Genomic DNA, 12,482 nt, shown 5'->3' with positions numbered 1-12,482 from the left:
AGTTCAATAACAGGCTCAGACTGTGCCGCGTTATTGAATCCACGTCTAACAGTGTGGTCCGGCTGCCCCAATCGGGCAGTCGCACAAGGGAGATGGGCACGATGGCGCAGGTGACACAGGCCGCGGGCACCCCGCTGCCGCGAGGTTTTCGCAGTGCCGAGCAGGGCTGGCCGCGCCTGGACCGCATTCCGCATCCGTCCCGCCGGGTGCCGCTCATCGGGGACGTGGTGGGCGCCAACGTCCGTACCCCGCTCCAGGATTCGATGAAGCTCGCCGCGGACCTCGGGCCGATCTTCCGGCGCAAGGGGTTCGGCAAGGAGATCGTGTTCGTGTGGGGCGCGGAGCTCGCGGCGGAGCTGGCCGACGAGTCGCGGTTCGCCAAGCACGTGGGGCTCGGTGTCGCCAATCTGCGCCCCCTCGCGGGCGACGGCCTTTTCACCGCGTACAACCACGAGCCGAACTGGCAGCTGGCGCACGACATCCTGGCGCCGGGCTTCAGCCGCGACGCGATGGCCGGCTACCACCCGCTCATGCTGGACGTGGCCGGACAGCTGATGGCGTCCTGGGACAGGAGCGAGGCAGCCGGCAGGACGGTCGACGTACCCGCCGACATGACGAAGCTGACGCTGGAGACGATCTCCCGGACCGGGTTCGGGTACGACTTCGGGTCGTTCGAGCGTGAGCGGCCGCATCCGTTCATCACGGCGATGGTCGGCGCGCTGACGTTCGCGCAGCGCCGCAACGTGGTGCCGCCGCTGCTGTCGTCCGTGCTGCTGCGCGGCGCCGAGAAGCGCAACGCGGCGGACCGCGCGTACCTGAACCGCACGGTCGACGAGGTGGTCGCGGCCCGCCGCGCCTCCGACGGCGGGCCCGGTGACCTGCTCGACCGGATGCTGGAGGTGACGCACCCGGAGACCGGCGAGCGGCTCACGCCGGAGAACATCCGCCGCCAGGTCATCACGTTCCTGGTGGCGGGCCACGAGACGACGTCGGGCGCGCTGTCCTTCGCGCTGCACTACCTCGCGCAGAACCGCGACGTGCTCGCGAAGGCGCGCGAGGAGGTCGACCGGGTCTGGGGCGACGTGGACGTACCCGCGTACGAGCAGGTCGCCAAGTTGCGTTATCTGCGGCGGGTCCTGGACGAGTCGCTGCGTCTGTGGCCGACCGCGCCCGCCTTCGCGCGTGAGGCGCTCGCGGACACGACGCTCGGCGGCACGCACCCGATGCGGCGCGGCGCGTGGGCGCTGGTCCTGACGACGATGCTGCACCGCGACCCGGCCGCGTGGGGCGAGGACCCGGAGGCCTTCGACCCGGAGCGGTTCACCCCGCAGGCGGTCCGCGCCCGCCCCGGCCATGTCTTCAAGCCGTTCGGCACGGGCGCCCGCGCCTGCATCGGCCGCCAGTTCGCTCTGCACGAGGCCACGCTGGTGCTCGGCCTCCTGCTGCGCCGCTACGACCTGCTGCCCGAGCCCGACTACCGGCTCGCGATCACGGAACGCCTCACGCTGATGCCTCGCGGTCTGCGGCTGCAACTGAACCGCAGGTGATCTTTCCGGGCCCTCGATGTCCCTCATAGGGTGCGTCATTGACGGACACCAGCGGCAGGGGCCCGCACGACGGACCGTCCGCGGACCCGCACACCGTGGTCCTCGACGAGGCGACGGCCCTGCGCCGGCCGGCTGACCGAATTCGACCCGCGCGCCGAGACGGCGCGCGAGTCAGTCGTCCGGCGCCGCCGCGAGCGACGCCACGTCCAGCACCCCGTCCAATTCCGCCAGCACCGCCACGAGTTCCGGCACGTCGGACGCGCCCTCGATCTCCATGCGCACGGACATCGTCCCGCTGCGGCCCCGGACCGGCTCCCAGTCGGCGCTGCCGCCCCGCAGCTCGACGACCCGGAACCCGCGGCTCGTGCACTCCTCAAGGACGCGGGTGAGGACGCTGGAGCCCAGCCGGTAGGCGAGGTGCAGGCCCGTGCGCCGCTCCGTGGCCAAGGCAGGCACCCGGCGCGTCACCCAGGGGTAGCCGCGGACGACGAGGAAGTGGCAGGCGGTCGCGGCCAGCGCGAGCAGCGGCAGGCCACCGCCGCAGGCCATCCCTATGGCGCACGTCAGCCAGACGGTCGCCGCCGTCGTCAGACCGCGCACCGCGTCGCGTCGTACGAAGATGAGGCCGCCGCCGATGAAGCCGATGCCGGAGACGATCTGCGCGGCGACCCGCGAGGGGTCGAACGACACGCCGTCCATGCCGAGCACGGAGTTGAACCCGTGCTGCGACACCTCCATGAACAGCGCGCTGCCGACGCCGACGAGGGTGTGCGTGCGCAGCCCCGCGCTCTTCTGCTGGACGGCTCGCTCCGCCCCGATCAGCGTGGAGAGCACCAGGGCGAGGCTCAACTCGGCGAGTTGCCGCAGGCCTTGACCTGCGGCGGGGTCGAACAGGGAGAACGCGAGCGACGGCACGGGCGTGTCCCTCCTCTCCGTTGGAGTGATCTTCCCGAGGGTAGACCCGCGCCGCTCGGGCCGGATTGTCAGACCCATGCGCAAGAGTGGACCCATGAACGGGACCAGGAACCTTGGACAGCAGACGACGAACCCCGAGTTGGCGGCGGCGCAGGCGTGCCTGCGTCTCATGCACACGGCGCGCGCCGCGCTCTCCGGCTCCGAACCGCCCTCGACGGCGGCGGTGCTCACGGTGCCGATCGAGGAGGCGGACGAGGCACTGCGCAGGGCGGGCCTCTCGGGCAACGAGGAATGGTTGTTGGAGCGGATCTACGGTCTGGGCCTGGAGGCCGGGGCGCCCTAGCATCGGTCGCGTCGGGGCGCTTAAGGCGCAGCGGTCGTGTTCCGTCGCGGCCGTCGTCCTCCGGCAGTCAAGGAGCGCGACATGGCCACTCCCACCTCCGACTCCTTTGACCGCGTCGGCGCGTCGCATCGCATCGACCCGGCCGGGCGCTGCCCGCACGCGTTCAACGACCGGCTCCGGGCGGACGGCGCGGTGGCCCGCGTGGTGCTGCCCGATGACGTGCAGGGCGCGCTCGTGCTGGGGCACGAGGCACTGAAGGAGTTCCTGGGGCGAGACGATGTCGCCAAGGACGCCCGGCATTTCGCCGCGCTCAGCGAGGGGCGGATCCCGGACGGATGGCCGCTGCGGACGTTCGCGACGGTGCGCGGGATGACGACGGCCGACGGGGAGGACCACCGGCGGCTGCGGTCCCTGGTGAGCCGGGCGTTCACGGCGCGGCGGGTCGAGGCGCTGCGGCCGCGGGTGGTGGCGCTGACCGACGAGCTGCTGGACGGGCTGGGCGCGGCGGCGCGGGAAGGCGGCGGCGCGGCCGATCTGCGCACCCACTTCGCGCTGCCGCTGCCTATGCGGGTGATCTGCGAACTTTTCGGTGTGGAAGAGGAGTTCAGGGCGCGGCTGCACGAGCTGTCGAGCGACGTCGTGGCCACGCACATCGAGCCGGGCAGAGCCGTCGCCGCGAACCAGGAGATGGTGTCGGTGCTCGCCCGGGTGGTCGCCTCCCGCGAACAGGCACCCGGCGACGACCTGACGAGCGCGCTGCTCGCGGCGCACGAGGAGGACGGTGACCGGCTCAGCCGCGAGGAGCTGATCGGCACGCTCATCCTGTTCGTCGTCGCCGGGCACGAGACGACGCTGAACCTGATCACGAACGCGGTGCGGGCGCTCTGCGCGCACCGCGACCAGTTGGCGCTGGTCCGTGCCGGCACGGCGAGCTGGGCGGATGTCGTGGAGGAGACGCTGCGCTGGGACAGCCCGGTCAGCTGTTTCCCGTTCCGCTATCCGACGCGCGACCTCACGGTCGACGGCACGCCGATACCGAAGGGCACGCCCGTGCTCGCCGGATACTCGGGCGCCGGCCGCGATCCGGCGGCGCACGGACCGGACGCCGACCGCTTCGACGTCGCGCGGGTCCCGCTCACCCGGCATCTGTCGCTGGGGCACGGGGCGCACTACTGCCTGGGCGCCCCGCTGGCCCGGCTGGAGGCCACGGTCGCGCTGGAGCGTCTGTTCACCCGGTTTCCCGAACTGGACGTGGCGGTCGCGGACGAGGAGTTGCCCGCGCAGCCGAGTTTCGTGGGCAACAGTGTGCGCGAGCTGCCGGTACGGCCGGGTCCTGACGCCCACCGGAGGTGACACGGGACCCGCTCGAACCTCTCCTGCGAGACTGCGGTCATGGACGACCGCCGAATCGACGCCTACCTCCACCGCATCGGTGCCGCCCGCCCCGCGGCGCCGACCGCCGACGCGCTGCGCACGCTGCATCTGGCGCATCTGCGTGCCGTGCCGTTCGAGAACCTCTCCGTGCACTTGCGCGAGGAGATAGTCCTCGACGCGGACGCGCTCGTCGCCAAGCTGGTCGACCGCGGCCGCGGCGGCTTCTGCTACGAACTCAACGGCGCGTTCGCCGCCCTGCTCGGCGCGCTCGGTTTCGGCGTGACGCCGCTCCAGGCGCGCGTCGTGGGCGAGGCCGGCCGGCTCGGCATCCCGTACGACCACATGGCGCTGCGCGTCCGCTCGGCCGAGGGCACGACGTGGCTCGCGGACGTCGGGTTCGGCACGCACACCCACTATCCGCTGGCCTTCGACGACCGGGGCGAGCAGCACGACCCCGACGGGGTGTTCCGGATCGAGGACGTCGGCGCGGACACCGTCGAGGGCGGCGCCGAGGGCGACCTTCTCGTCCTGCGGGACGGCGATCCGGAGTATCTGCTCGAACAACGCCCGCGCATGCTGCGGGACTTCACGGCCGGCGCCTGGTATCACCGCACCTCCCCCGACTCCCACTTCACACGGTCCGTCGTCTGCTCGCGGCTCACCGGGAACGGACGGATCACCCTCAGCGGTCATACGCTCACGACCACCGTCCACGGCAAGCGCACGCTCACCGAGCTGCCCACCGACGCCTCCGTCCTCAAGGCCTACGACCAGCACTTCGGCATCGTCCTCGATCACGTACCGCCGGAGCCCAATCCGACGGAGGGCTGACGCCCGACACCACCCGCTGGTTATGCTCGGCCGAAGCGTTCAGAAAAACGCTCAAACGAACAGCGGGACCAGCGGGTCACGAGGGGGCCATCAGCATGCGCGAACCGGTCGATCTCAGGCGGCAGCGGATCCTCGCCGCCGTGCAGGCGCGCGGCGCGACGCGGGTCAGCGATCTGGCCACGGAACTCGCGGTGTCGGTGGTGACGCTCCGCCGCGACGTGGAAGAACTGGCACGCGCGGGCAAGCTGCGCCGCGGCCACGGCATCGCCCGCCCGATCCTGCCGGAGCAGGACGAGGGCCACGACCGGCCGCAGGAACACGGGGAAGCCCGCAAGCAAGCACCCGGCCCCGACCCGACCGGCGGCCCCGTCGCCGTCGTCGTCCCCGAGCGGCACGCCTATCTGTACGAGATGCTGCACGGCGCCCGCACCGCCTTCGAGGAGGCCGGGGTGCGGATCGCCCTGCACATCGCGCCCGCCGCCCCGGGCGCCGAACAGCCGCTCGTGGAACGGGCCCTCGCGGACGGCGCGCGTGGACTGCTGATCGCCCCGCGCTGGCGCAGCCTCGCCACCGAGGAGGCCGACTACGCGTGGCTGGCGCGGGTCGACGTGCCCACAGTCGTGATGGAGCGCAGGCCGCGCAGGGGCAGCCCGCTGCATGCCGTGGACACCGTGTGCACCGACCACTGGTACGGCGTGCACCTCGCGGTGGAGCATCTGACGGGTCTCGGCCACCGGCGCATCGTGCTCGCCGCGCGCGACGACAGCCCGACGGCGCGCGCGGTGCGGGCCGCGTTCGCCGAGATCGCGGCGGAGCACCCGCGGGTCGACAAGTGGGCGGTTGCCCTCAGCTCCCCCGCCGCCGTCCCGGAGCCGGACACGGTGCACACCGAGCAGCCGCTCCACCTGCCGTCCCTGCTGGCCGAGTTGGGGGCCACGGGCGCCCTGCTGCACGGCGACGTCGACGCGCTGATGCTCGTACAGACACTGCGAGACGCGGGGCTGCGTGTCCCGGAGGACTGCTCCGCCATCGCGTACGACGACGTGGTCGCCGGGCTCGGCGGCACTCCACTGACCGCCGTGTCCCCGCCGAAGGCGGAGGTCGGCCGGGCGGCCGCGGACCTGCTGCTGCACCGCATCGGCCGGGCCTCCGGGAGCGCCCCCGGCGGGCCCGCGCACCGCGTGGAGTTGCTGCCGACACTGAAGGTGCGCGGTTCCACCCAGTCTGCCCCGTATCGCGACCCGCACCCCTCAACTCCCGCCGCACAGTGAGCGTTTGATCGTTTCATTTTCTTCTGATCGATCTATTGACCGTCTCTTGTGAACCGATCAGGATTCCCGTGACTCGAACACGCAGGAGCCGCGGGAGGCGCCCATGCCTGGTCGACAGAGCCGTCGATCGGTGCTCGCCGCGATCACCGCGCTGCCCCTGACGGGCGCCTTGAGCGCCTGCAGCGGGAACGACAGCGCGTCGTCGGCAAGCTCTAGCTCAAGCAGGACCGGCAAGACGACCATCACGTTCTGGTCCGCCCTTCGTGGCAGCCAGGAAGTGGTGGACGCGTTCAACAAGACCCACGACCACATCCAGGTCGACTTCGAGCAGATACCGTCCGGCACGCAGGGCGGGTACATGAAGCTCAGCAACGCGGCGCGCGCGGGCAACGCCCCCGACGTCGCGACCATCGAGTACCCGCAGCTGCCGGGCTTCGCGATCGACGGCGTCACGCGCGACATCACGGAGATGATCAGCGACGACCTCAGGGCGAAGCTGCTGCCCCAGTCGCTCGCCCAGACGACGTTCGAGAACCACACCCACTCCGTCCCGCTCGACATCGAGCCGATGGTCATGCACTACCGCAAGGACCTCTTCGACAAGTACGACCTCGAAGTGCCCACCACGTGGGACGAGTTCGCAGAGCTCGCCCGCAAGGTGAAGCGCACCGGCGGCGGCCGCAGGCTGACCGTGTTCCCCACGGACGGCTTCTCGCAGTTCGCCTGCTGGTCCTGGCAGGCCGGCGCCCAGTGGTTCGACACGTCGAAGGGCGCGTGGAACGTTTCCATGGCGGACGCCCCGACGCGCAAGGTCGCCGCCTACTGGCAGCGCCTCATCGACGAGAAACTCGTCTACGTCAACTCCTCCACCGCCCGCCTCTACGACGCCCAGATCGGCAACGGCCTGGTCCTGACCCGGCTCAGCGGCGCGTGGGACGCGGGCGCGCAGATGAACGCGCGCCCCGAGCAGAAGGGCAAGTGGCGGATCGCCCCACTGCCCCAGTGGACCCCGGACCGTCCGTCGCTCGGCACCCACGGCGGCTCCACCTTCGCCGTGACGAAGAACAGCCGCCACCCCGAGGCCGCCCTGGAGTTCATCGAGTGGCAGGTCGCCCACCCCGACTCCCTCAAGGCGCGTCTGTCCAGCGGCGCGAGCAGCCAGTACCCGGCCGCCACCGGGCTGATCCCGGTCGGCCGCAAGGACTTCGACGAGGCGTACTACGGCGGCCAGGACATCTACCGCCTCTTCGAGGAGGAGGCCCACAAGATCAGCGGCAACTGGATCTGGGGCCCGCGGATGACCGCCACCGGCACCGTCATGCAGGACGCCTTCGCCCGCGCGGGCGCCGGTTCCGGCACGGTCCTGTCCTCCGTGCGCGCCGCGCAGGAGGGCACGATGCCCGACCTCAAGTCCCTCGGTCTCACCACCACCCAGCACTCCACGTGACCGCCCGCTCCCCGAAAGGCAGGTGACCCTCATGACCGCGACAGCCCATGCGCCCACGGCGCCCACGGCCCCGAAGCAGGCGGGCGAACAGTCCGGCCGCGCAGCACAGCGGGCGGCGAAGCGCCGCCGAGGCGGTGCGGCGGGCGTCCTGATGACCCCGTTCTTCCTCCTCCTCGGACTGGTGTTCCTGGCCCCGGTGGCGACGGCGGTGTGGCTGAGCCTGTTCAGCGACGACCAGCCGGGCCTCGGCTTCGGCGCCGAGCGCACGGTGTTCGTGGGCCTGCGGTCGTACGCCGCCGTGCTCAGCGACCCGACGTTCCTGTCGGGTCTCGGCACGGTGGGGCTCTACTGCGTGATCTACATCCCGCTGATGGTGATCGGCTCCCTGGCGCTGGCCCTGCTGCTCGACTCGGGTGTCGTACGGCTGCGCTCGTGGGCCCAGTTGGGCCTGTTCCTGCCGCACGCGGTGCCCGGCATCATCGCCGCGCTGATCTGGCTGTACCTCTACACGCCGGGCATCAGTCCCGTCATCGAGGCGCTGGGCAAGGCCGACATCACCGTCGACTTCCTCGGCCTGCACACCACGCTGCCGTCGATCGTGAACATCGCCCTGTGGTCCAATCTCGGCTACAACATGGTCGTCTTCTACGCGGCCCTGCAGGCGGTCCCGCGCGAGGTCCTGGAGGCCTCGGTCGTCGACGGCGCGGGCCCGGTGCGTACCGCGCTCCAGGTCAAGACGCCGCTCGTGCGCTCCTCGGTCGTCATGGTCGCGATGTTCACGATGATCTGGGCGCTTCAGCTCTTCACCGAGCCGATGCTGCTCCATCAGTCGTCGCAGATGATCAACTCGCGCTTCTCCCCGAGCATGTACATCTACGACGCCGCGTTCAGCCGCAACAACTACTCGCTCGCCGCGGCCGCCTCCGTGGTCCTGCTGATCGTCACCATCGCCGTCTCCTACGGGGTCACCCGCTGGACCAACCGCGTCAACTCGGCCGAGGAGGACGTCCGATGAGCGCCACGCACTCCACCCTGCTGCGCCCACGGCTGCTGGGCCGGGCGACCGTCAACGTCGTCGTCGCGATCTCCGTCCTCTACACGCTGCTCCCCGTCCTGTGGCTGGTCCTCGCCGCGTCCAAGGCCCGCGACGCCCTGTTCAGCAGCAGCATCCTGTCGCTGAGCGACTTCTCCTTCGTGCAGAACCTCAAGGACCTGTTCGCGATGGACGGCGGTCTGTACGCGCGCTGGTACGGCAACAGCCTGCTGTACGCGGTGCTCGGCGCGGCGATCGGCGCGCTGATCAGCGTCGCCTGCGGCTACGCCTTCGACAAGTACCACTTCCGGCACAAGGAGAAGCTGTTCGGCCTGGTCCTTGCCGCGGTCATGGTGCCGCAGACGGTGCTGGCGCTGCCGCTGTATCTGATTGCCTCCGAGATGGGTGTCGTGAACACCTTCTGGGCGGTGTTCGTCCCGGTCCTGTTCAATCCGTTCGGCGTCTACCTGGGCCGCATCTTCGCCCAGGGGTACGTACCGAACGAGGTCCTGGAGGCGGCGCGTGTCGACGGTGCCGGCGAGCTGACGACCTATGTCCGGGTGGCCCTGCGGATGCTCGGCCCCGGCCTCATCACCGTCTTCCTCTTCCAGCTGACGGCGATCTGGAACAACTTCTTCCTGCCGATGGTGATGCTGTCGAACCAGGATCTGTACCCCGTGAGCCTCGGTCTGTTCCAGTGGAACAGCCAGGCCTCCGTCTCGCCCGAGTACTACCCGGTGGTGATCATGGGCTCGCTCCTCGCGGTCCTCCCTCTCGTCCTCGCGTTCGTCTTCCTCCAGCGCTTCTGGAAGTCCGGTCTGACGGCGGGGTCGGTCAAATGAGCAGGCCCCGCGTGGCGCTGGCCATGTCCCCGCAGGCAGCGGCGGCCGTGTTCACGCCGCGGTCGATGGCCGCGCTGAACGAGGTGTGCGCGCTCGCGCCGCTGCCCGTGCTCGACGATCTGACGACGGTGCGGGCGAAGGAGGTGCTCGCCGACGTCGAGGTGCTCGTCACCGGCTGGGGCTGCCCGCCACTGGACGCCGAGGTGCTGGCGGCGGCGCCCGCGCTCAAGGCCGTGGTGCACTCGGCCGGTTCGGTGCGCGGGCATGTCACCGACGCGTGCTGGGAGCGCGGCATCGAGGTGTCGTCGGCGGCCTCGGCCAATGCGCTGCCCGTCGCCGAGTACACCCTCGCGATGATCCTGCTGCACGGGAAGCGCGTCCTGGAGCGGGCCCGCGACTTCCGGCGCACCCGTGAGCGCGACGACTGGCTGCTCACCTCGCCGGAGGTGGGCAACTACCGCCGCACCGTGGGCATCCTGTCCGCCTCGCTGATCGGCCGCCGCGTCGTCGAACTCCTGCGGCCCTTCGACTTCGAGGTGCTGCTCCACGACCCGTACATCTCGGACGCGGACGCGGCGGAGCTGGGTGTGCGGCGGGTCGGTCTGCCCGAACTCTTCACCGACAGCGACCTGTTGAGCGTCCACACGCCCCTGCTGCCCACCACGCGCGGACTGGTCAGCCGGGAACTCCTGCACTCGATGCGGCCGGGCGCGACCCTCGTCAACACCGCGCGCGGCGCCGTCGTCGACCAGGACGCCCTCACCGACGTCGTCCGCGCGGGCCGCATCCGGGCGGTCCTCGACGTCACGGACCCGGAGGTGCTGCCCGCGGACCATCCGCTGTGGAGCTGCCCGAACGCGCTGATCACGCCGCATCTGGCCGGGTCCCAGGGCAGCGAGTGGCAGCGCCTCGCCGACACCGCGACCGGTGAGCTGGCGCGCTGGGCCGCGGGCGACGGCTTCGCCCATCCCGTACGACGCGAAAGGCTGGCGTTCCTCGCATGAGCAACCCCCCGTTCGACCTTCCCGCGGAAGACCGCGAGCTGAGCCCGCACACCGGCTTCACCCGCGCGCACTGGGAGGCCGTCGCCGACGGGCTGCTCGGTGCGGCCTGGCGGTGGGCGACGCCCGAGGGCGCGCTGCTCGACCTGCCGGGCCGGCCCTCCGGATCCGGCGTCCGCTCGGACGGTCTCGAAGGCTATGCCCGTACGTTCCTGGCCGCCGGTTTCCGGGTCGCCGGCGCGCAGGGCAAGGACCCGCACGGCTGGCTCGACCGGTACGCGAGCGGCCTCGCGGCGGGCACCCGCACGCCGGGCCGCGCCGACGCCGAGTCCTGGCCGCTGATCCTCGACCACCACGTACAGGGTCAGCCGATGGTGGAGTCCGCGTCGGTGGCGCTCGGTCTTTCGCTGACCCGGCCGTGGCTGTGGGACCGGCTCGACGGGGACGTGCAGGACCGGGCGGAGAAGTGGCTGCGCGGCGCGATCACGCATACGCCCGCCCCGAACAACTGGTATCTGTTCCCCTTCATGGTGGCGTCGTTCCTGGAGTCCGTCGGCCGGTCCGACGCGGCGACGACGCGCGCCATCCAGCGGGCGCTGGACCTTTTGGAGACCTGGTACGAGGGCGACGGCTGGTACCGCGACGGCGACGGGCGGGCCTTCGACCACTACAACGGGTGGGCGCTGCACCTCTACCCGCTGCTGCACGCGCACCTGCGGGGCGACACGGCGCTGTCGGAGTGGGTCGGGCCGCGCCTGCGCGAGCACCTCGAAAGCTTCTCGCTGCTCTTCGGCGGCGACGGGGCGCCGATCCACTTCGGCCGCTCGCTGACGTACCGGTTCGCGGCGTCGGCCGCCGTCGGCGTCGGCGCGGTCACCGGCCACACTCCCCTGTCCCCCGGCACGTCGCGCCGTCTGATCAGCGGGAACCTGCGCTACTTCCTGGACCGTGGCGGGGTCACGGACGAGGGGCTGCTCAGCCTCGGCTGGCACGGCCCGCACGACGCGACACTGCAGCACTACTCGGGTCCGGCATCTCCGTACTGGGCGTCGAAGGGGTTCGTCGCGCTGCTCGCGGGCGAGGACGATCCGCTGTGGACGGCGACCGAGGAGCCGGCGCCGAGCGAGGGCCCCGACCGGGTGCTCGCCTTGCCGGCGCCCGGCCTGCTGGTGCAGTCGACGCGGGACGACGGGATCGTGCGGCTGCACAACCACGGCAGCGACCACGTCCGACCGTTCGAGGGCGAGTCCGCCTCCGAGGAGGACGCGCTCTACAGCCGTCAGGCCTACTCGACGCACACGGGTCCCACGTCCTCGGTGAATCCCGCGGACAACCATCTGTCGGTGGAGCGCGGCGGCGTCGGCAGCGTGCGGCGCCGCATCCACCCGCTGGGCGCGGGCCACGGCGACGGCTGGGGCTGGGCGGCGTCCTGGCACCGGCCGGTGTTCGCGTCGGGTCCGCCGATGGTGCCGGGGCTGCGCGTGGAGAGCGTCACCGTGGCCCGCGGCGCGCACGAGCTGCGGGTGCACCGGGTGGTCGGCGCCCCGCACGGCGCGCGCGTGACACTCACCGGCTGGGCGACGCAGGGCCTGCACTCTGAGCTGGTGGGCCTGTACGGCTGGGACGGGCGCGACGAGGTGCGGGCGCCCGGGGGCACGGCGTACGAGCCCTGGGTGCGGGTGCCGCGTCTCGCGGCGGACGTGGAGGGGACGGCACTGTTCGTGGCGCTGGCGTCGCTCGGGGCGCGGCCTCCGCGGGCGCCGCTTGCGGACGCCGTGTCCGAGGTCGCCGTGCTGGACGGGGAGTTGACGGTGCGCTGGGCCGACGGCGCGCGCACGGTCGTCGGGTTCGAGCCGTTGGGGGTGCGACAGGACTGAG

Annotated in this window: 11 protein-coding genes; 10 read left to right on the top strand and 1 reads right to left on the bottom strand. The window is 71.6% G+C overall.

Annotation, left to right across the window (positions count from 1 at the left end):
- The first annotated feature begins 101 nt into the window (after window positions 1-101).
- Window positions 102-1,547, top strand: a complete 1,446-nt coding sequence (locus tag ACY34M_RS19810) for a cytochrome P450 (protein ID WP_462722969.1) — start codon at window positions 102-104, stop codon at window positions 1,545-1,547.
- A 171-nt stretch (window positions 1,548-1,718) separates the two neighbouring features.
- Here ACY34M_RS19810 and ACY34M_RS19805 read toward each other — a convergent pair whose 3' ends face one another.
- Complete coding sequence (locus ACY34M_RS19805) at window positions 1,719-2,462, bottom strand: MgtC/SapB family protein (RefSeq protein WP_462722968.1); 744 nt, start codon at window positions 2,460-2,462, stop codon at window positions 1,719-1,721.
- 94 nt (window positions 2,463-2,556) lie between these two features.
- Between ACY34M_RS19805 and ACY34M_RS19800 the strand changes: the two genes are divergently transcribed.
- The 9 genes from ACY34M_RS19800 to ACY34M_RS19760 all read left to right on the top strand — a co-directional run bounded on the left by ACY34M_RS19800 (window position 2,557) and on the right by ACY34M_RS19760 (window position 12,481).
- Window positions 2,557-2,805, top strand: coding sequence for a hypothetical protein (locus ACY34M_RS19800; RefSeq protein WP_462722967.1), 249 nt, complete (start codon window positions 2,557-2,559; stop codon window positions 2,803-2,805).
- 81 nt (window positions 2,806-2,886) lie between these two features.
- Window positions 2,887-4,158 carry a cytochrome P450 family protein gene (locus ACY34M_RS19795; RefSeq protein WP_462722966.1) on the top strand — a complete coding sequence of 424 codons (1,272 nt, stop codon included), beginning with the start codon at window positions 2,887-2,889 and terminating at the stop codon, window positions 4,156-4,158.
- A 39-nt stretch (window positions 4,159-4,197) separates the two neighbouring features.
- On the top strand, window positions 4,198-5,010 hold the full coding sequence (locus ACY34M_RS19790; protein ID WP_462722965.1) for an arylamine N-acetyltransferase family protein: 813 nt from the start codon (window positions 4,198-4,200) through the stop codon (window positions 5,008-5,010).
- A gap of 95 nt (window positions 5,011-5,105) precedes the next feature.
- The gene (locus tag ACY34M_RS19785) at window positions 5,106-6,281 is read left to right on the top strand and encodes a substrate-binding domain-containing protein (protein WP_462722964.1); all 1,176 of its coding nucleotides are present in this window, start codon (window positions 5,106-5,108) and stop codon (window positions 6,279-6,281) included.
- 103 nt (window positions 6,282-6,384) lie between these two features.
- Complete coding sequence (locus ACY34M_RS19780) at window positions 6,385-7,728, top strand: ABC transporter substrate-binding protein (protein ID WP_462722963.1); 1,344 nt, start codon at window positions 6,385-6,387, stop codon at window positions 7,726-7,728.
- 31 nt (window positions 7,729-7,759) lie between these two features.
- On the top strand, window positions 7,760-8,743 hold the full coding sequence (locus tag ACY34M_RS19775; RefSeq protein ID WP_462722962.1) for a carbohydrate ABC transporter permease: 984 nt from the start codon (window positions 7,760-7,762) through the stop codon (window positions 8,741-8,743).
- Window positions 8,740-9,603 carry a carbohydrate ABC transporter permease gene (locus tag ACY34M_RS19770; RefSeq protein WP_462722961.1) on the top strand — a complete coding sequence of 288 codons (864 nt, stop codon included), beginning with the start codon at window positions 8,740-8,742 and terminating at the stop codon, window positions 9,601-9,603. The genes ACY34M_RS19775 and ACY34M_RS19770 overlap by 4 nt, the downstream gene beginning before the upstream one ends.
- Complete coding sequence (locus ACY34M_RS19765) at window positions 9,600-10,607, top strand: hydroxyacid dehydrogenase (RefSeq protein WP_462722960.1); 1,008 nt, start codon at window positions 9,600-9,602, stop codon at window positions 10,605-10,607. Before ACY34M_RS19770 ends, ACY34M_RS19765 begins: the two co-directional genes overlap by 4 nt.
- A complete protein-coding gene (locus ACY34M_RS19760; RefSeq protein WP_462722959.1) occupies window positions 10,604-12,481 on the top strand; it encodes a DUF2264 domain-containing protein in 1,878 nt (625 codons plus the stop codon). The genes ACY34M_RS19765 and ACY34M_RS19760 overlap by 4 nt, the downstream gene beginning before the upstream one ends.
- Window position 12,482 lies beyond the last annotated feature (1 nt).

It is taken from the genome of Streptomyces sp. EDA2-14, assembly GCF_054963755.1.
Note: the sequence above shows the minus strand (reverse complement) of the source record. Positions and strands in the feature narration are given on the sequence as shown.